The 19,974-nt window shown below is 57.8% G+C and carries 17 protein-coding genes; 10 read left to right on the top strand and 7 right to left on the bottom strand.

Annotated elements, in window-relative coordinates; all coding sequences use genetic code 11:
- Window positions 1-25: 25 nt before the first annotated feature.
- The 4 genes from HMPREF3042_RS00645 to acnA all read right to left on the bottom strand — a co-directional run bounded on the left by HMPREF3042_RS00645 (window position 26) and on the right by acnA (window position 5,289).
- Window positions 26-772 (bottom strand): glutamine amidotransferase, encoded by a 747-nt coding sequence (locus HMPREF3042_RS00645; protein WP_083308236.1) that lies wholly within the window; start codon window positions 770-772, stop codon window positions 26-28.
- Window positions 773-820: 48 nt separating this feature from the next.
- Window positions 821-1,570, bottom strand: coding sequence for a glutamine amidotransferase-related protein (locus HMPREF3042_RS00640; protein WP_038625403.1), 750 nt, complete (start codon window positions 1,568-1,570; stop codon window positions 821-823).
- Window positions 1,571-1,712: 142 nt separating this feature from the next.
- Window positions 1,713-2,279: a TetR/AcrR family transcriptional regulator gene (locus tag HMPREF3042_RS00635; protein ID WP_038625405.1), complete on the bottom strand. Its 567-nt coding sequence runs from the start codon at window positions 2,277-2,279 to the stop codon at window positions 1,713-1,715.
- A 223-nt stretch (window positions 2,280-2,502) separates the two neighbouring features.
- Window positions 2,503-5,289, bottom strand: coding sequence for an aconitate hydratase AcnA (gene acnA / locus HMPREF3042_RS00630; protein ID WP_083327373.1), 2,787 nt, complete (start codon window positions 5,287-5,289; stop codon window positions 2,503-2,505).
- Window positions 5,290-5,656: 367 nt separating this feature from the next.
- Between acnA and HMPREF3042_RS00625 the strand changes: the two genes are divergently transcribed.
- From HMPREF3042_RS00625 to HMPREF3042_RS00600, 6 genes are all read left to right on the top strand, one after another.
- Window positions 5,657-6,166: an Rv1476 family membrane protein gene (locus tag HMPREF3042_RS00625; RefSeq protein ID WP_070855787.1), complete on the top strand. Its 510-nt coding sequence runs from the start codon at window positions 5,657-5,659 to the stop codon at window positions 6,164-6,166.
- A gap of 629 nt (window positions 6,167-6,795) precedes the next feature.
- Window positions 6,796-8,334, top strand: a complete 1,539-nt coding sequence (locus tag HMPREF3042_RS00620) for a DIP1281 family NlpC/P60 protein (RefSeq protein ID WP_070855786.1) — start codon at window positions 6,796-6,798, stop codon at window positions 8,332-8,334.
- Window positions 8,335-8,388: 54 nt separating this feature from the next.
- Window positions 8,389-9,393, top strand: coding sequence for an AAA family ATPase (locus HMPREF3042_RS00615; protein ID WP_049181028.1), 1,005 nt, complete (start codon window positions 8,389-8,391; stop codon window positions 9,391-9,393).
- Complete coding sequence (locus HMPREF3042_RS00610) at window positions 9,393-10,241, top strand: DUF58 domain-containing protein (RefSeq protein ID WP_070855785.1); 849 nt, start codon at window positions 9,393-9,395, stop codon at window positions 10,239-10,241. Before HMPREF3042_RS00615 ends, HMPREF3042_RS00610 begins: the two co-directional genes overlap by 1 nt.
- A gap of 112 nt (window positions 10,242-10,353) precedes the next feature.
- On the top strand, window positions 10,354-11,346 hold the full coding sequence (locus HMPREF3042_RS00605) for a VWA domain-containing protein (RefSeq protein WP_070549513.1): 993 nt from the start codon (window positions 10,354-10,356) through the stop codon (window positions 11,344-11,346).
- Window positions 11,347-11,462: 116 nt separating this feature from the next.
- Window positions 11,463-12,521, top strand: a complete 1,059-nt coding sequence (locus HMPREF3042_RS00600; protein ID WP_070855784.1) for a ferrochelatase — start codon at window positions 11,463-11,465, stop codon at window positions 12,519-12,521.
- Window positions 12,522-12,561: 40 nt separating this feature from the next.
- Here the strand turns inward: HMPREF3042_RS00600 and HMPREF3042_RS00595 are convergent, their stop codons facing one another.
- Window positions 12,562-13,419 carry a hypothetical protein gene (locus HMPREF3042_RS00595; protein ID WP_070855783.1) on the bottom strand — a complete coding sequence of 286 codons (858 nt, stop codon included), beginning with the start codon at window positions 13,417-13,419 and terminating at the stop codon, window positions 12,562-12,564.
- A gap of 65 nt (window positions 13,420-13,484) precedes the next feature.
- Here HMPREF3042_RS00595 and HMPREF3042_RS00590 point away from each other — a divergent pair, with 65 nt between their 5' ends.
- From HMPREF3042_RS00590 to HMPREF3042_RS00580, 3 genes are all read left to right on the top strand, one after another.
- Window positions 13,485-14,339, top strand: a complete 855-nt coding sequence (locus HMPREF3042_RS00590) for a DUF3097 domain-containing protein (protein ID WP_048734135.1) — start codon at window positions 13,485-13,487, stop codon at window positions 14,337-14,339.
- Between the two features lie 60 nt (window positions 14,340-14,399).
- A complete protein-coding gene (locus HMPREF3042_RS00585) occupies window positions 14,400-14,837 on the top strand; it encodes an NfeD family protein (RefSeq protein ID WP_070855782.1) in 438 nt (145 codons plus the stop codon).
- Window positions 14,838-14,928: 91 nt separating this feature from the next.
- Window positions 14,929-16,311 carry an SPFH domain-containing protein gene (locus HMPREF3042_RS00580; RefSeq protein WP_070855781.1) on the top strand — a complete coding sequence of 461 codons (1,383 nt, stop codon included), beginning with the start codon at window positions 14,929-14,931 and terminating at the stop codon, window positions 16,309-16,311.
- A 4-nt stretch (window positions 16,312-16,315) separates the two neighbouring features.
- Here the strand turns inward: HMPREF3042_RS00580 and HMPREF3042_RS00575 are convergent, their stop codons facing one another.
- Entirely contained in the window at window positions 16,316-16,888 is a 573-nt protein-coding gene (locus HMPREF3042_RS00575) for a DNA-binding protein (protein ID WP_070855780.1), read from the bottom strand.
- Between the two features lie 128 nt (window positions 16,889-17,016).
- Window positions 17,017-17,688, bottom strand: coding sequence for a TVP38/TMEM64 family protein (locus HMPREF3042_RS00570; RefSeq protein WP_070855795.1), 672 nt, complete (start codon window positions 17,686-17,688; stop codon window positions 17,017-17,019).
- A gap of 386 nt (window positions 17,689-18,074) precedes the next feature.
- On the opposite strand from HMPREF3042_RS00570, the gene HMPREF3042_RS00565 reads away from it, so the two are divergent.
- Window positions 18,075-19,967 (top strand): methylmalonyl-CoA mutase family protein, encoded by a 1,893-nt coding sequence (locus tag HMPREF3042_RS00565; RefSeq protein ID WP_070855779.1) that lies wholly within the window; start codon window positions 18,075-18,077, stop codon window positions 19,965-19,967.
- The last annotated feature ends 7 nt before the right edge of the window (window positions 19,968-19,974 follow it).

Below are 19,974 nucleotides of genomic sequence, written 5' to 3'. Positions count from 1 at the left end.
GCTTATTGCCACTAGATAAAACTAATCAGCCTCTACAAGCGGTATGAAGCCGGACGAAATTCTGAAGAATTCGTCCACTTCGTGCAACATCCAACTGCCGCGCGGCCGATACCGCTTCAAGATCTGTTCCTGGTAAATAGTATCCCTGATTGGCGTAAATCAGGAGACGCTGGGCAAACGTGTTGGCATCTAATTCCGGGTGGAACTGCGTCGCATATGCATTGTGGCCCAACCGGAGCATCTGCACTGGACAGTCCTTTCCAGTTGCCAGTAATGTAGCGTCGCCTGGAAGCTCTTCGATGGCCTCCTTGTGGCCTACGATGGCGTGAAAACGGGCCGGCAAACCTTCAAGAATTGGGTCTGCTTCTCCATCCGGCGTTGCAGCTACTTCGATTACAGCTGCCTGCTCCCCGTGCTTGCGGGAGACCCGGCCATGACCAGCAGTACCGAGCAGGCCGACACCATAACAAGCTCCGAAGAAGGGGAAATCTCGCTCGAGCACTTCTGCCAGCAAATCCTCAAACCAGGTCTCGACCTCCTTTTGTAGATAGCTCTTATCGTCGTCGGAGGCGTTAAAGGGACCTCCGCCAACGATTACTCCTGAGTAGTTATCAAGATTTAGATTGGCCGGACGCGATTGTTCCAGGCGAATTTGATGCAACTTCGCCGGCGCCAACCCACATCTCCTGGCAAATGAGAGATGTTCTGCGTGAGCTGCGGCATCTTCGCCACGTGTGGAAAGCAAGAGGAAGGGCTTGGCGGAGGTAGACATATGTGGGAAAAGAATTTCGTAAAAAAGGGGAGCTGGAAGGGACAGAGATTACTGCACCATTAGCATGCTCGGATTGGCAGCATGCGTACATACGTGCATAAATCGGGGGATGATTGACGCAACGGCCTGGAGGTTTACATCAGATACCTTTAGTCGAATCGCGTCGACTTCCTTCGGGTCAAAGTAACCGACGTCGGTGTAGAAAGACATTCTGCGGAGCAGTCCGTTAGCATTCATCTCCGGATGAAATTGGGTAACCCAGTTATTCGACCCGATCGAGTACATCTGCACCGGACAGGTTGGGCCTGTGGCAAGCAAAGTTGCATGATTGGGAAGCTCCGCAACGGATTCCTTGTGGCCAGTCAACGCATAAAAAGCCGGAGGTAACACCGAAGCTATTGGATCCTGGGTAGCAGCTTCGGTGAGCTCTACCCGGGTAGAACCCGCTACTTCGCCGTGACGCAGGTTAACCAAACCACCCGAAGTAAAGGCCGTGTAGCTAGCGCCGTAGCAGATAAGCAGTGCGGGGACAGGACTCCTAAGTACGTCGTAAAGCACATCGTGCGAATACTTCTGCAGACCCGAATGCTCTAGGTCGGTGACGTTAAATGGGCTGCCACCGACGAATACTCCGTCATAGGAGGTCAGGTCGGGTAACTTAGCGCCGACAGCGTCGATGGTAAACAGATCCAACTGGCTGGGCTCAAGCCCGGTGGAATCCAGAAAGTCCTGGTACTCGGCTTGCCCAGCACCATCTGCGGGGCGGAGCGCCACCAACAAAAACTTACCCACACTCATAAATAGACAGCTTAGTCCATATTGAGTGAAATCTATGCATCTTCACCGGTCAAACGGGATAAATCCACGATAGAAAGCCGAAACCCGCTCCCGTTTTAGGGAAGCGGGTGGTACGGAACGCTTTCAGGCCTAGCCTGAGTGGCTAGTCCTTGCGCCGTAAGCTGTCTTCAACTAAATCAAGCACGGAATCCAATTCGTCGACAGTGCGACCAGATGCCAGACGAACGATGATGCCATCGAGCATCAGCTCGAGAAAAAGCTGCATCGTGCGAACCGAATAATCCGACCGTAGAGAGCCGGATGAAGATGTCTGGGTCAAGCGGTGGGCAACAGCGTCATCCAATTGATCCTGATGGCCCAACCATTGGCCCTTAAACTCCGGGTCGCTGCGAAGGCGACGGGCAATCTCAAGGCGAGTTCCCAGCCAGCCATGCTTGTCTGGGTTCGCCACGATATCACGCATTACTTCCACTAATCCGGAAGACTCCGCGACTTCCGCCATATTTGCGGCATCTTCTTCGGCCAATGCTAAGAACAGACCTTCTTTGGATCCGAAGTGATGGAAAATAGCACCGCGAGACTTACCAGTAGTGGCCTCCAAACGAGAAACCGTTGCGCCGTCGTAGCCGAATTCTGCAAAGCACTGCCGCGCGCCGTCGAGAATTTCGTGCCGCCGTTGAGCTAAATCCTGGTTACTCACTTTTGGCATAAGGAAACTCTTTTCTTGCCGGCGACGCCCAGGGGGCATATTTCACTGCATGACGTGGCAACGCCATTCCTATACGTCCCAAGCCTCATTTTGGTTGGGGTAGAGCAACCCGAGGCCGGCAGGGCGCTAGTCCGTGGGGTATGAATCCGCGGGCTAGCGCTACCTACCGGCCTCTAGAAGCGCTGCTTACAACAAGCCCTAGCGCGCACGAGTCAAAGGGAAACTAGTTGCCCTTGATCATGTTGCGCAGGACGTACTGCAGAATACCGCCGTGGCGGTAGTACTCAGCCTCACCAGGGGTATCGATGCGGACCACAGCGTCGAAGTCGAAGGACTCGCCGTTTTCCTTGGTAACCGTGACCTTGACGGTCTTCGGAGTGGAACCGTTGTTCAGCTCCTCCAGACCAGCGATGTCGAAGGTCTCAGTGCCATCGATGCCCAGGGACTTCCAGGACTCACCCTCAGGGAACTGCAGCGGCACAACGCCCATGCCGATGAGATTCGAGCGGTGAATACGCTCGAAGGACTCAGCGATGACAGCCTTGACGCCGAGCAGGAGGGTTCCCTTAGCTGCCCAGTCACGGGAGGAACCGGTGCCGTATTCCTTACCACCAACAACGACCAGCGGAGTGCCAGCCTCCTTGTAGTTCATGGCAGCGTCGTAGATGAATGCCTGCGGGCCACCCTCCTGGGTGAAGTCGCGAGTGTAACCACCGGTGACGCCGTCAAGCAGCTGGTTCTGCAGACGGATGTTAGCGAAGGTACCGCGAACCATGACCTCGTGGTTACCACGACGAGAACCCAGGGAGTTGTAGTCCTTGCGCTCAACGCCCATGGAGTCGAGGTACTGAGCAGCCGGGGTTCCCGGCTTAATGGAGGATGCCGGGGAAATGTGGTCGGTGGTCACCGAGTCACCCAGAGCTGCGAGGACGCGAGCACCCTTGATGTCGGAAACCGGTGCCGGCTCCATTTCCATCTCGTCAAAGTACGGTGCCTTGCGGATGTAGGAAGACTTGTCGTCCCAAGCGAAGGTCTTACCCTCCGGGGTCGGCAGGTTCTGCCAGCGCTCGTCACCAGCAAAGACGTCCTTGTAGTCCTCGTCGTAGAGCTCGGAGGAGATGGAAGCCTCGATGGTGGCCTCAATCTCTTCAGTGGACGGCCAAATATCACGCAGGAAGATGTCGTTGCCCTCTGCGTCCTGCCCCAGAGCGTCGGTCTCGAAGTCGAAGTCCATGGTACCGGCAATAGCGTACGCGATAACCAGGATCGGGGAGGCCAGGTAGTTCATCTTCACGTCAGGGGAGATGCGGCCTTCGAAGTTACGGTTACCGGACAGAACTGCGGTAGCAGCCAGGTCGGCCTCGTTGATGGCGGAGGAAATCTCAGCCGGCAGCGGACCGGAGTTACCGATACAGGTTGCACAACCGAAGCCGGACAGGTAGAAGCCCAGAGCCTCGAGGTCCTTCCACAGGTCAGCGCGCTTGAAGTAGCCGTTGACAACCTGGGAACCCGGAGCACAAATGGTCTTGACCCACGGCTTTGCATGCAGGCCCTTCTCGACAGCCTTACGTGCCAACAGACCAGCGCCAACCATGACCGACGGGTTGGAGGTGTTGGTACAAGAAGTGATGGAAGCGATGGCGACCATACCGTGGTCGAGCGTGTACTCGCCGCCCTTCGGGGAAGTGACGGTAATTGGGGAGCTCGGGCGACCTTCAGCGCTGTCAGCAGCGGACTCGCCGTGACCCTCGCGGGACTCGTTGTAGTCTGCAGCCAGCTCGGAAGTCGGTGCGGAAGCCTTGACAGCGCCCTTGATCTCGCCGTCGGAGTAGTTGTGCAGGTCCTTACGGAACTGTTCCTTGGCGGAAGCCAGCTCGATGCGGTCCTGCGGACGCTTTGGACCAGCGATGGACGGAACGACGGTGGACAGGTCCAGCTCGAGGTACTCGGAGTACTCAGCCTCCGGAGTGTTCTCGTCCAACCACATACCCTGAGCCTTGGCGTAAGCCTCGACGCGCTCCAGGGTCTCCTTGTCGCGGCCGGTCAGGGCCAGGTACTTGACGGTCTCATCGTCGATCGGGAAGATTGCGGCGGTGGAACCGAACTCCGGCGACATGTTACCGATGGTCGCACGGTTGGCCAGCGGCAGCTTGGAGACGCCAGCGCCGTAGAACTCTACGAACTTGCCGACGACGCCGTGCTGGCGCAGCATGTCGGTGACGGTGAGCACAACGTCGGTTGCGGTAACGCCCGGCTGAATGTCGCCAGTCAGCTTAAAGCCAACGACGCGCGGAATGAGCATGGAAATCGGCTGGCCGAGCATTGCAGCCTCAGCCTCAATACCACCAACACCCCAGCCCAGGATGCCCAGGCCGTTCTGCATGGTCGTGTGGGAGTCAGTACCAACACAGGTGTCCGGGTATGCCAGGCCGTTGTTCTCGAAGACAACGCGAGCCAGGTACTCGATGTTGACCTGGTGGACAATACCGGTTCCCGGAGGAACAACGCGGAAGTTGGAGAATGCACCAGTACCCCAGCGGAGGAACTTGTAGCGCTCATCATTGCGCTGGTACTCAATCTCGACGTTCTTAGCCAGAGCGTCTTCGCTACCGAAGGCCTCGATGATGACCGAGTGGTCGATGACCATCTCGGCCGGGTTCAGCGGGTTAACCTGATCCGGGTCGCCGCCGAGAGTCTTAACAGCCTCACGCATGGTAGCCAGGTCAACAACACAGGCGACGCCAGTGAAGTCCTGCATAATAACGCGAGCAGGGGTGAACTGAATCTCGATCGACGGATCAGCGGAAGGAACCCAGTTGGCGACAGCCTTGATGTGCTCCTCAGTGATGTTGGCGCCATCTTCGTTGCGCAGCAGGTTCTCACCGAGAACCTTCAACGAGTAAGGCAGCTTCTCCATACCCGGCACAGCATCAAGAGCGAAGTAGTCATAAGACTTGTCTCCGACCTCAAGCTTGCGCAGGGCGTTGAAAGAGTTCTTGCTTTCAGCCACAGTCAGCTCCATTTCTATTCGGGTGAATTGTCGCCTTAGCTGAAGAGACCGGCACTCGAATTTCGGCCCTCCACAAGGCATAGGTGCGATCACGCCGCCCCTTATCAACCAATTAAAGCAATAATCACGACGCGGGGCACACGAGCCCACGCACACGTTTTTAAGGAAGCGTTACCGTCCTTGCATCAACAATAACAGTACGAACGTTCTGTATGTAGATTACCCGCGGCGCGCCGAGTCAAGCTACCCCCGTTCACATCCAAGACAGGCCATTATAGAGGGGACAAACGAAGCAGCATCTCCGCCAAATTGGGGCGCGTGGAAACCATTCTCACGCAAAACAGGAGCACGATACGGAAGGCAGTTAATGCATACGCCAGCAGATTCACAGGCAGCGAAAGAAACCATCGAAAAGGCGGTCGCTCAGCTACGCACCGACAACATCGTGACAAATAACCCACAGCTCCGAGAAGCGGTCCAGCCAATTGTCGACGATGCCGCAAATCGGGGGGTTCCCAATTTCAATATCATCTACCTGGATAGCGAGAAGATTTACCCCGTTTCCGAACAAAAGAATACGGACATCTTTTCCTTTGCCCGCCAAGTGGCAGACCAAGTCGGCGGAACCACTGTTGTGCGCACGCCAGGCAATGTGGCCACTGCATCTGCCGATTTTCCCCGCGCAGCTATTGAACGCGCCGACCACGCAATGATGGAGACCCCGCGAGACTATCCGGCGGGCCTAGATGCCTACTTGCACGAACTTACTAACTACGTCGTTCCATGGACTCTTTACAGCCTGATCGCAGGCGTAGTTATCGTCGCACTCTTCGTTGGACTGACGTTCTACTGGCTACGTACACGCCCAACCACCTAAGGGGTCGCTTTACGACGGGCACTGAAGCTTATCAGCCCCACCGAGTAGATTCACCGCCCCGGTTTTCCATCCCCAGGCAAGAGATAGGGTAAGTGCCCCACAAACTGGTAGCAGCGAGGAAACCAGGCTCCACCTAAATTGGATAACACTGTTGCAGTCATCGTAATGATGTCAACGACTTTACATAGGTCAAGCATCAACGCTTGACCTTTTTTCATGCGCGTTACCCCGAATAACTACCTGCAATGCTTCGGCACGCCGACAGGCCATCGAATAGTGACCTAATTCACACACAAAACTAGGGTTCGACATAACCGCAGGCCACGACGTATAACGAAACGGTTACGAAGCAGGGGACGGTTGGTAATTTTGTTACTTATGTTTTTTTAGAGCTTTTTGACCCGTAAAGTGCTCGGTGATGCCAATAGTGGACTCAAGGGTCCAGTATTGACCAAAGAAAACTCGCGGGAGCGCTGGTGTTGCTTTTGGTCGTTGTTTCGGTTCGGCGTTTCGTGCAGTTCCGCTCAAGACCAGAAGACAACAACAGGAAGATATCCAACGATGGGGAAGTCGCTGGTGTCGGACCTGAGGCGTGAACGCACCCATAGGAGAAATGTAGGAGTAACGCGGTGCCGAGTAATCGCAAAGTCCGTGCATCATATTGGACTCGTCCAATTGCCGGTATTATCACGGCGGGTCTTTTGGCGACGAACACCCAGGTTGCAGTTGCACAGCCACTAAATCCGAGTGACGCCCAGATTCGCCAAGCGCGAGAGGCGGCCTCTAACGCCGAGTCGTACTTGCAGTCCCTGGTCGCCGAGGTGACTTCTAGCGAGCGTCGAGTATCTGACCTCGAGCTACGCATGGGCACTCTCCGCGAGGACGTCAACAAGGCCATGGTGGACCTTGAAAACGCCCGGGATGCCGCTAACCGTGCACGCGACGCGGTCAACGAGGCTCGCGCTCAGCTCGATCGTTCTCGCACTGAGCTCGCTAGTGCACAAAAGCAGTTCGACGAACTGGCACGGACAATCATGCGCCAGGGACGTTCCAGCGGCTCGATTCTTGAGGGCGCGCGAGACGCATCCGACGCTATTAATCGCCTGTCCGCCTTGCGTCGCGAAGCCGACCGTCAAGAGCAGACCGTTGACTCTCTGGATAAGAATCGAACTGAGGCTGCCAACCAGGAGTCGGCACTTCGCAAGAAGAGTGACGAGGCTCAGCAGGCAGAGGCGACTGCAAACCAGCGAAACACCGATGCTCAGAACGCGTACTCCGAGGCAAACCAGGAGCTTCAAAAGGAGCAAGCAGATTACCAGCAGGCTCAAGTTGACCGCGATGCCGCAAAAGCGTCTTTGGACGCAGCCCGTAATGCGGTCAACGAGCTGAACTCCCAGCGCCAGAATTATGAGAACGAGCAGGCCCGCAAGGAAGCGGAAGACGCCGCTGCCAAGAAGGCCGCCGAGGAAGCTGCAGCTAAGACTCGTGCCGAGGCCCAGGCGAACCAGACCGAAGAGGATTCCTCGTCTGAGTCCACAGATGAAAGCAATAGCTCCACTGGTTCTAACAGCTCCACTGGCTCGACTGGCTCCACCAGTTCCTCTGAGACGACCGAATCTACCGACTCCTCTGAGTCCACCGAGACTTCGGAATCGTCTAGCACCGGCAGCTCGTCGTCAAGCGGCACCCCAGCACAGACTGTGGCGCCGACGAATCCGGAAACCGGTCAGAGCACCTCGGGTTCTTCCAGCCAGAAGGTTGAGACTGTCATCGCACGCGCGATGGGGCAGCTCGGTGTCCCATACGCATGGGGTGGTGGCAACGCCAACGGCCCTACCAAGGGTATCCGTGACGGCGGAGTAGCTGACTCCCACGGCGACTACAACAAGATTGGTTTCGACTGCTCGGGACTGACTCTGTACGCCTACGCGGCTGTTGGCATTGACCTACCTCACTACACCGGCTACCAGTACCAGCGCGGAAAGCACTACCCGGCATCTCAGATGAAGCGTGGTGACCTGCTGTTCTGGGGCCCGAATGGTCACGGCCACGTCGCTATCTACCTGGGCGATGGCAAGATGATTGAGGCACCACAGTCCGGTTCTGTGGTTAAGATCTCGCCAGTCCGTTATAACGGAATGACACCGAACGTTGTCCGCCTCGTCTAGTTTCTAACGACGTGTTCTACAGGTCGGGCGACCGACCTAAAGAAGGGTTTCTCTGTGACCTACCCAACGCCCACTGACCACACGGACCTCGAGCGCGCATACGCGGAGCTGGGGAAGGTTGTGGTTGGCCAGGAGCACCTGATTAAGCAGCTCTTTATCGCGATGCTCGCAGGAGGTCATGTCCTGCTCGAAGGTGTTCCGGGTGTTGCGAAAACTCTGGCAGTGTCTACTTTTGCCAAAGTGATGGGTGGTTCCTACTCCCGCATCCAGTTCACTCCGGATTTGGTGCCATCGGATATTGTCGGCACCCGAATTTTCCGCCAGGACACCTCGGAGTTCATTGTCGAGCCCGGCCCGGTCATGTCCAATATCGTGCTCGCTGATGAAATCAACCGCGCACCGGCGAAGGTGCAGTCGGCACTGCTGGAAGTCATGGCAGAGCACCAGGTGTCCATCGCAGGGGAGTCCACGCCAGTACCGGAGCCGTTTTTGGTCCTGGCCACGCAAAACCCAATTGAAAACCAGGGTGTCTACCCACTGCCGGAGGCTCAGCGGGACCGTTTTCTATTCAAGGTCCTCGTGGGTTACCCCACTCCGGCGGAAGAGCGGGAGATTGTCTACCGCATGGGAGCCACTCCTCCAGTCGCGCAGCAGATTCTCACCCCAGAGAGTGTCCGGGAACTGCAGCGCGCTACCCGCGAAGTCTTTGTCCACCACACACTGATTGACTACATCGTGGCCGTCATCGAACTCACCCGTAATCCGATGCGGGCGGAATTGAAGGATGTCGACCGCTGGCTTTCCTATGGCGCATCGCCGCGCGCAACTCTTGGTGCTGTCGCGGCTGCCCGCGCCCACGCGCTGTTTTCCGGTCGCGACTATGTCGTGCCGGACGATGTGGTCTCCGTGCTTCCCGACGTGCTGCGTCACCGCCTGGTCCTGTCCTATGAGGGCCTGGCAGATGGCGTTACTCCCGAACGGATTATCGACATCGTGTTGTCTCACGTGCGCCTTCCCCAGGGCGCGGGCACTGGCTCCGATGAGGGCACTGCCTCCTAATGTCAGCTCGTGAAGACGATCTTGCACGCGTCCTGGCGTACTTAGAGCTAACTGTTACGCGTAAGCTCAACGGGCTTTTGCGCGGCAGCTTTCTTTCCACCGCTACTGGAGATGGCTCTGAGCCGCTTGGCTCCCGCGAATATGTCATCGGCGATGATGTTCGCCAGATGAACTGGGCAGTGACAGCCCGTACTGGAGTGCCTCACGTTCGCACCTCCGAGGCCGAGTGCGAGCTGGAGTGCTGGATCGTCGCCGAACCCGCCGCACGTTTGTCCACGGGCTTGGCCGATACCACCAAACGACATCTGCTCACCGCCGCTGCCGGCGCTGTAACGATGCTTAACGACGCCCCGGGGTCCCGAACTGGATTAATCGCCGGTGGCACTCCAGTGCCCGCGGGCCAGGGCCGTGCCCACAGCTTGATGCTGCTCAAGCACTTGGCTGACGCGACCGCTGAGCACAATCTCGCCGCGGATATTGACACAGTAATGACCCAGGCTCCGCGCGCTGGATTATTGGTTGTCATCTCGGACTTCCTTGGATCACTCGATTGGGCGCGACCGCTGCGCGTTGCCTCGGCCTCGACAGAGATTATGGCAATCCGCCTGGTCGATCCAGCCGATGAAGCCTTACCCGGCGATGGCCCGGTGGTCATGGCGGATTCAGCAACTGGTGAAACCATTGAACTCAACATCAACGACAAAACCCGCGCCGAGTACGCAGCTCAGGCTAGTGCCCACCACGAGCGTGTAATCAATGAACTGCGCAAATGCCGTGCTCGCGTTATTACCTTGCGTACGGATTCCGATTGGGTACTGGATTTTGCCCGACAAATTGGCCAACATTAGCGTCTGAGTAACCGCTTGTTAGTGCTATTTTTAGGCCACCGACTAACCGGCTATAGCCACTGGTTTATACGCGACTGTTTAGGCGACTGGATGTGAGGAAACTGATACCGCGATGACGTTCCTAAACTCAACTTTTGCGCACCCAGGTTGGCTGCTCGCGCTCGCTCTGCCTCTCGTGGCAGCCGTGGCCTATTGGATCAGCACTAAGCAGCGAAAGCAACGTGCCATTGCCTTTGGCAACTTCACCATCGTTGGGTCACTGGGGAATAAGTCGTCGGCACGCCTACGCCATGTCGTGGCTATCAGTGCGCTGTTGTCTCTAGTTCTGGTCATCATTTCGTTGGCCGGCCCGATTTCGGAGACCAAAGTCGCCCGCAACCGAGCGACGGTCATGCTGGTAGTCGACGTTTCGCTGTCCATGTCGGCCACGGATGTTGCGCCCGACCGCATCACTGCCGCTAAAGAAGCCGGCCAAGAGTTCGTGGAGAACCTTCCCGACGACCTCAATATCGGCCTGGTGACGTTCTCTGGCCGCGCTCGCACTGCGGTCAGCCCGACTACCAACCATGACACCGTGAATCGAGCCCTTCAGGCTGCTGAGTTAGATCAAGCGACTGCTACCGGTGATGCCATCGCTGCCGCGCTCGATGCCATCAATCAGTTCAGCGACTCAGTCCAGGGCGGGGGAGAAGGCGCCCCACCAGCGACAATTGTGCTGCTTTCCGACGGCAAACAGACCGTCCCGCAAGAGCTCGACGATCCCCGCGGCGCGTATACCGCCGCCGCCGAAGCCGCCAAGGCCGGGGTGCCTGTCAACACGATTTCGTTCGGTACCGCGCAAGGCGCAATCACGGTTCAGGGCGAGTTAATTCCAGTGCCTAACGACGACGATTCGCTGCGAGAAATCGCACGTCGTACAAAAGGTGAGTTCTTCAGCGCCGGTTCCCTCGAGCAGCTCCGGGATGCATATGACTCGCTGGAGGATGATATCGGTTACGAACTCAAGCGGGCCGAGAATCCGAGGCCCTATCTGATCGCAGCCTTCGCGATGCTGCTAGTGACCGTGGGCTCACTGCTTGTGACCAATCGTCGAATTCCGCAATAGGGCCGGGTTAGGGTGCCGTCGTAAAGCAATTGGATGGAACCCAGCAGGCAGGAGACCATGAGCATTGAGCAGTCGTCTTATGGTGTCCTCAGACTGCGCTACTAAACTGGTTGCCTATGTCTTCTGATAATTTTGACGCTATTTTGCTGTTGTCTTTCGGCGGTCCCGAAAAGATGGCCGATGTGCGTCCCTTCCTGGAGAATGTCACCCGCGGCCGCGGAATTCCGCCGGAGAGGTTGGACGAGGTCGGTGCTCACTATGCGCACTTCGGCGGCAAGTCCCCGCTCAACGATTTAAACCGCGAAATTGTCTCCAACCTTAAGGCTGAGCTCACTCGCCGTGGCTATGACTTGCCTGTTTATTTCGGCAATCGCAATTGGCATCCGATGGCTGAAGACACCGCGGCAAAGATGGCTGATGACGGCGTTAAACGAGCGCTCGTTTTCGCCACTAGCGCCTGGGGCGGATACTCCGGCTGCCGCCAGTATCACGAAGACATTGCTCGGATGCGCGAATCTCTGGGCGACCGTGCTTTTGACATGGAGAAAATTCGGAGCTTCTACGATCATCCGCTCTTTATAGAAGCCTATGCAGATGCCGTGCGTGAGGCGTTTGCCAAGCTACCGGATGACCGTCGTGACGAGGCCCGGCTTATTTTCACCGCTCACTCTATTCCGGTCTCTGCGGACAAGGCATCTGGGCCGGTAGAACTCGGCGGAAATCTTTACTCTCGCCAGGTCAACGAAGCAGCGCGGCTCGTCGCCGATGCAGTCGGTATCACCGACTTTGACGTCGTCTGGCAGTCCCGCTCGGGCCCGGAGCACGTGCCGTGGTTGGAGCCTGACATCGTCGACCACGTTGAAGCGGAGGTCACCCAAGGCCTTCGATCCGCAGTAGTGTGCCCGATTGGTTTCGTCTCGGACCATGTTGAGGTCGCCTGGGATTTGGATGCTGAGCTACAGGATGAAATGGCTCATCACGACATAGTCATCGAGCGTGTCGCAACACCTGGCCCGACGGCTACTTTCACTGACATGCTCGTGGAGCTCATCGAAGAGCGCATCGCAGATGCCGAACCCCGCCGCCTGGGAAGTGAACCGCTACTCGGCTCGGCCTGCAACGGCGCCCCCTGCGCCGCATCCTGTTGCACCCCGGCAAAGCGCCGCCCACACTGATTCCCTTGGCCTCAATTGGACCGCAGGGCAAAGCAAACCTCTAGCGGGTCCACTCCTGAATCGCGTATTCCACCGCGCTCATCCGCGCCTGCCGAATTTTTCGCCACAGCGGGATGAGCTGCGCATCAAACGCGGCGCTGCCGTGCCCCGACTCGCTGCCCTGTGCCACCGCCAGAATCGACGACACCCGATCAGCTCTGGCGAGCACTCCCAGTGCACGGCGCGGCACATCATCCGGAACAAAAGCCATGTCCAGATGATCATCAAGCATGCCGACCATCAGCCGGAGATCCACCTTCGGGGTACCACTGCTTGACGACGTCAGCGGTGAACGCGGCATCGCCGCAATAGTGGCAGCCGCAACTCGCGCCGCATCCGCCAGCTGCAAATCCGCCTCGCCAGGGGAGAGATAAGCCGGCTCCGGGATGTGTCCTTCGAGCGTGTACCAGTGCCACTGCAGCAGACCGGGCACCGGCGATGTCACTGGTACGAGCGCATGGTTCCAACCCGGCTCCGCATCCGCAATCACAATGGCTGAGCCTGCTGCGCGTGCGGCCTCAGCGGCGTCGGTTCCCGCAGGCAGTGCAGGTGCGTCACCGGGTCCGGAGAGAATAAGGCGGACGAGGGGACGATGGTCGCTGTGCCAATCTCCCGCGTCAGTAACTGCTCGAAGAAGGCGGAGCATGTCGCTTCGATCGAGATCAGCGTCGCAATCGATGACATTCGGAACCATGGCGTCGGCAAGCACGAATGTCCCCGGAACTGACGTGGGCCCGCCGAGCGAGTCAAGAGCATCGAGGAGATGATCGTAGTTTTCCAAACCCGACAACCATGCGCCCAGCCAAAGGGCGATGTGCTGAGTTGGACTCCAGACCTGGTCGAGAACACTGCGCTGCATAGTGCAGCTCATCCTAGTGCAGTGTGTCGCCGGTTCCGTAACCGATGCTGTTAATCTCAGTATCCATGAGCTTTCAAGACCCGTATCGCAATCAGGACGTGTTTGCTGGCGCACGTGGCCACCGCCGTCGTATCCCGCAGCCGGCACGCGAGGTAACAGCAGAAAATGGGGTTGTCGTCGAGGCGTCCTATGACGGATTCGTCGGTGCGATTATCGGGTTAGAGAAAACTTTTGACGGCTGGTGCGTTCGGCTGGAGGACCGCCACGGAAAGTCGCGGCTGTTTCCCATGCACGAGCGCGGTTTTCTCATCGATGGCAAACCTGTGACTCTGGTACGGCCGAAGGCACAACCAAAGAAGCCCTCGCAGGATCTGTCGGCATCGGGCTCGCGCAAGGTCCACAACGTCAAGGCTAAGGTTGCTCTACCCAGCCGTATCTGGGTCGAGGGTATTCATGACGCGGCAATTGTCGAGAAAGTATGGGGCCACGATCTGCGTGTTGAGGGCGTAGTCGTCGAGTATCTGGAGGGCTTGGACAATCTCCCGGAACGCTTGGCCGAATTTGGTCCAGGTCCGAAGCGCCGCGTCGGAGTCCTGGCAGACCACTTGGTGGAAGGCAGTAAAGAAAGCCGCATGACTCAGCAGCTCGGCCCGCATGTGATGGTCACTGGCCACCCATTTATCGATGTCTGGCAGGCGGTCAAGCCCTCGTCGGTAGGCATTGAAGCATGGCCGGAAGTTCCTTACGGGGAGGACTGGAAGACAGGAATCTGCCGTCGCTTGGGCTGGGGAGACGACCCCAAGGAGGGCTGGCGACGCGTCTACGCAGGTGTACACACCTACCGTGATCTGGAGTCGGATTTGATTGGTGCAGTTGAGCGCCTGGTCGACTTCGTCACTGAGCCACATATGCAGTACTGATCCCGAAATACTGGCTCCACTCGCCCCGCATTTGTTCTGCAAAGTAGGTAGGGTGAGGGCGTGATTTCTCTCCTTTGGCTCGGAGCAAGCCTCCTACTGGTTCTCGGTGAACTCGCGGTCGGAGATTTAGCACTGTTAATGCTCGGAGGTGGTGCGCTGGCAGCGTCCGGTGCGAGCCAGCTTGGAGCGCCGCTTTGGCTGTCAGTGGTTATCTTCGCCGTTGTGTCCGCCGCACTTGTGCTGACAGTTCGCCCTGTGTTGCGCAAGAAGATGGCAAAACCGGACAAGTCCGCCGAACTGGAGTCGCGTCCGGAACTGCTAGCGGGCCGTCATGCTGAGGTCATCGAGCCAGTTTCCTCGTCAGCGGGTCTGATTAAGGTCAATGGCGAGTTGTGGAGCGCGCGGAGTCTTCTGACTGCGCAGACCTTCGATGCGAAGGAAAGAGTCACGATTGTAGAGATTTCGGGCAATACCGCAATAGTGGACAAGCTGCTCTGAGCAGTCAACTCACTTAAAGGGCGCTCGGAGCACTCTTAGTTACTGACCATCAAATAACTGACCACACAGTTTCTAGCTACGAGGGAATTCCATGGAAGGCTTTATCATCCTCGTCGTTTTCATTCTCGTGGTTGTTACCTTGGTTCTCAAAGCGATTGTGCTGGTCCCACAGGGTGAAGCGGCAATCGTAGAGCGACTGGGACGATACACGCAGACACTGAATAGCGGCCTGAACTTCATCATCCCGATTATTGACCGAGTGCGCGAGAAGGTTGATACCCGTGAGCGTATGGTTACCTTTCCGCCACAGGCAGTGATCACCGAAGACAACCTGACTGTGGCTATCGATACCGTCGTGACCTTCCAGGTCAACGAACCGGATCGGGCGATTTACGGTATCGACGACTACATCTTCGGCGTCGAACAGATCACTACCGCAACGCTTCGCGACGTCGTGGGTGGTCTGACCTTGGAAGAGACACTGACTTCCCGTGACTACATCAACCGCCGTCTGCGCGGCGAGCTGGACGAGGCCACTGCCAAGTGGGGTCTTCGTATCGCTCGTGTGGAGCTGAAGGCTATTGAGCCGCCACCGTCGATTCAGCAGTCGATGGAAAAGCAGATGAAGGCCGATCGCGAGAAGCGCGCCATGATTCTGACTGCGGAAGGTACCCGCGAAGCCGATATTAAAACTGCTGAGGGCCGTAAGCAGGCACAGATTCTGGCCGCCGAGGGTAACAAGCACGCAGCAATTCTGGCTGCTGAAGCTGAGCGTCAGGCAACCATTCTGCGCGCTGAGGGTACTCGCGCCGCTACCTACCTTGAGGCACAGGGTAATGCTCGCGCTATCCAGAAGGTCAACGCCGCTGTCAAGGCTTCACAGTTGACACCTGAGATCCTTGCCTGGCAGTACCTGGAGAAGCTACCTGAGCTGGCAAATAAGGACGGCAATACTGTTTGGATGATTCCGTCGCAGTTCGGTGACAGCCTCGAGAGCTTCGCCAGGGCTTTCGGCAAGAAGGATGCCGACGGTGTCTTCCGCTATGAGCCTCCGGCCGTGAGCCGAGAGACCAAGGAAGAAGCTGAGCAGGGCCGCGATGAGAACTGGTTCGACATGTCGACCAACCCGGAGTTGGCTCGTGCGGTTGCCGCGGCGAACGAGGTCGCTAACCGCCCGGTTGATGATCCGGTAGCTGCAGCAGCGGGTAATACCCCTGAGAGGAAGAAGAACCGCCGCGCCGAGTCAGCTCAGCCCGCTCAGCCTGAACAGTTGGGTGGCCAGAACCGCCCGGCAGCGGTTGAACCTGCAACACCGGATGCACCGGCTGCACCGTCAGTTCCCTCCGGCAAACGTGACCTGCCCTCGGCTCCTGGTACCGGTAATACCAATGCAGGCGGCGGTGCCCACTCCACCGATCATCCAGATTTTTCAGGATGGTCACGTGACCCTTACACCCCAGAAAATGGGCAGTAAGTTTTTATAATTCGTCAGCTCGCTGAAGCAGGTGGACTGCCAGGTTCCACCCGGCCAACTCCGCCTGCCAACCAGCTGCTGCGAGGCGCTGATTGACGGCCTGTTTAGAAACTCCCAATTCTTCCGCGGCCTCTACCTGTGAATAACCAGCGCGAACCAAACCAGTTGCCTCGCGCCCTTCGGGGGACCTGCGAGAGATAACGTGATGCAGCAATGTGAATGCTGCACCAATATCCTCCGAGTAGTCCTTACCACGCGGATTGTTAGTCCGAATGCGGGTTTTTACCGTGCCGGCTCTGCCTCCCTTACCGATGACTGAGCTCGATGCCAGATGCGCTTGCTCAATGTTGTCCTGAGGACAAACACCGATACCTATTGCCCAGTCACCTGCGGCCAATAGCGCCAGCACAAGCGTGGTGACTCCCACAGCATTTTCAGGAGCTGCGCGAAGCTCTTCGATACCTGCAACCTCAACAGTTCCTACGCCTTCCAGGCCGGAAAGTGCCTGCGCAGAGGCCTGAACGTGATCTGCCCTGCGAGTAGATCGACCGCGATACCTGGCAAAGACTGAGTACATACGTTCTAGTCTAGCCCCACCCCTTGACACTTGGGCTAAGACACGTTCATTGCCTCCGCAAACTCACGGGCAACCAACACCAGTCCGCCGAAAAACTCACGTCTAGTTCTAGAGCGCCAAGCGGTGTTTTAATGTTTCGAAGAACCGGTTACGACAGGGAACTTGGCGTCCGCAAGAAGCCCCAGCAGGCCAAGCACGAGCAGAATTCCCGTGGCCACCGCAAAGCGCACGTCGAAGCCGACCAACAGCGCGTCGCCAAGCAAAACGACGGCGAGTGTGTTCGGCGCCGAACCTAGGGCAGTAGCGATGATATACGGCACGATGCGTATCGACGACAGCCCACAGGCGTAGTTGAGAAACGAAAATGGCACGCCAGCAATCATGCGCAAGCTGAGCACTGTGAGCCAGCCGCGTTGTTCCAACCGGTGGTCGAGACTGAGGAGACGGCGGTTAGTCAGGTGCGTGCGAAACCAGTCGCGTCCCAAAAACCGCACAATACAGAGGGAGAGAAGGGCAGACACCGTGGTCGCAGTAATTGCGAGCAGGAAACCGAGCATTGGTCCGAAGAGGATTCCGGAAGCCAAAGTGAATACGGTGCGGGGGATTGGAAACTGAGTCAGTGCAACGTATGCGAGAAAGTAGAGGAGAGGGAACCAGTCACCGGCATCGATGGACCACTGCCGGATGGTAGCGACGGTGGGAACATCGACGTACAGCGTGACGACGACCCCCACACCTACGGCTAGCACCAGCAGAACCTTTTTGAGTGTAGGGGTAATTCGCACATCGGATACGTTCACCCATTTGAGGTTACCGGGGATTGCGGAGAAGCGTGTGACCTGCAAGTTGGAGGCCCTGCAAGGAGGGCGATTCAGTGGCTAAAGGCGTTTGCCCTTTATTTCACTAGGATGGGAGTCAAGGTCACTATGCCTTGGCTCGAGCACTTGACGTGCCCGTCAGCACAAAACCGAACGTAAGGGTATTGCACAAGTAGCTGAAAAGTTCAGTGCACGGACACTCAGGTGAGTCTTAGCGTCTGACTAGTGGCTCTTATTGACTATTGGAGGAAGCCAACGCCTTTAGATCCCTTTCCGTCGCGGAGAATTCGGAAATTGTCGCAGCCGAATATCCTCGGCCATGGATTGATGGGGGCGTTGCTTAGAACATGTAAGGGAGAAGGTCTGTCGTGACTGACCGAACGACCCCCGAATCACCTTCCACGCTGCCGTCAAACTTCGAGGAATTGCAGAATTCCTGGTATCAGGGCGTGGCCAAGGTATTCGCGCGGGTGCACAAGCAAGACGTTGCAGATGTACCGCTCGATATTTGGAAACGACTGATTCAGACCACCTACGACGGTGTCGATGTCCGTCCGCTCTACACCCGCGCGGATGAGCATGCGGAAAGCCCAGCTCCGGGTCAGTTCCCATTCGTCCGTGGCGCAAAGGTCACTTCGGACAACACCAACGGTTGGGGCGTTCGAGAGACTTTCGGTCGCCAGTACCCGGGTGAGGAAGCCCTTGACCCAAAGGCCGTCAACGAGGCTCTGCTGACTGCCCTGGAAAACGGCACCACGGACATCCGCCTGGACTTCACCGGCTCCCTCGAAGCCGCTGACGTGCCAGCTCTGCTTAACAACGTCTACCTCGACCTTGCTCCGATTGCCGTACATGCTGGTAAGAAGACTGCACAGGTTGCGGAAGCACTGACGTCCTACATCGAGCAGGCAAACCCGACTAATCCGGACAACATCGCAGTAGAGCTTTCTGCAGCTCCGCTGACCTCTGCTTTTGCCGGTATTGATGATGTTTCTCTCGACGAGGCCATTCAGCTGGCCGTCAAGGCAGCTAAGCAGCCGGGCGACGTCCGCGCCCTGCTTGTCGACGGCGTTGTTTTCTCCAACTTGGGTGCAAACAACATCCAGGAGATCGGCTACAGCCTCGCCGTTGGTGTCGCCTACCTGCGTGCGCTGACTAAAGCGGGCTTGAGCGCTGAAGAAGCGCTCGGCCAGATTTCTTTCCGCTTTGCCGCTACCGACGACCAGTTCGACACCATTGCGAAGTTCCGCGCCGCTCGCGTTCTGTGGGCCCGCGTTGCTGAGGTCATCGGTGCCCCTGAGTCTGGCCGCGCTCCGATGCACGCCGTGACAGCCCCAGTCATGTTCAGCCAGCGCGATCCGTGGGTCAACATGCTGCGTGTAACTGTCGCCTCCTTCGCCGCAGGTGTCGGCGGTGCTTCCTCAGTTGAGGTTCTGCCGTTTGATTACGCAGTTGTCGGCGGCATGCCGAACGTCTCCAAGACTTTCAAGGCTCGCATCGCTCGCAACACCAACCTGTTGCTGCTGGAAGAGTCTCACCTTGGTTACGTCGCCGACCCAGCAGGTGGCTCCTATTTCGTCGAAGACCTGACCGAGGAAATGGCTGACAAGGCGTGGGAGATCTTCACCGGCACTGAGGCCGCCGGCGGTTTCACCTCCGCAGAGGCCGATATTCGCGCCGCCCTGGACGCTACCTGGGAAAAGCGCCGCGCCGATATCGCACATCGCCGCACCAAGGTCACCGCTATCAACGAGTTCCCGAACCTGGCTGAAGCCCCACTGGCTCCCGAGGCTCGCCCGGAGGGCGATCCGATTCGCCGTTGGGCACGCGACTTCGAGGCGCTGCGCAACCGCTCCGATGACTTCCTGGCTGAAAAGGGCAACCGTCCGCTGATTGCCATGCTGCCGCTGGGTCCGCTGGCCAAGCACAACATCCGCACTGGTTTTACCTCCAACCTGCTGGCTTCCGGCGGTATCGCCGTCGCTAACCCCGGCCAGGTTGTGCCGGGCGAGGCCGGTTTCGAAGAGGCAGTGAAGGCCTCTCCGATTGTCGTGCTGTGCGCAGCCGACAGCGAGTACGAGGCCTCGGGCCAGGACGCTGTCAAGGCCGCCCGCGCCGCAGGCGCTAAAGAGGTCCTGGTGGCCGGCTCCGAGAAGAGCTTCGCTAATGCCGCTGAAGACGCTCGCCCCGACGGATACCTGAACATGACCATCGATGCTGTCGCGGAGCTGTCCCGACTGCTGAACGAACTGGGAGCGTGAAGGAAGT

This window comes from Corynebacterium sp. HMSC074C05, from assembly GCF_001838325.1.
Lineage (GTDB): Bacteria > Actinomycetota > Actinomycetes > Mycobacteriales > Mycobacteriaceae > Corynebacterium > Corynebacterium amycolatum.
The sequence above is the reverse complement of the archived record's forward strand: the minus strand, read 5'-3'. Positions and strand labels throughout refer to the sequence as shown.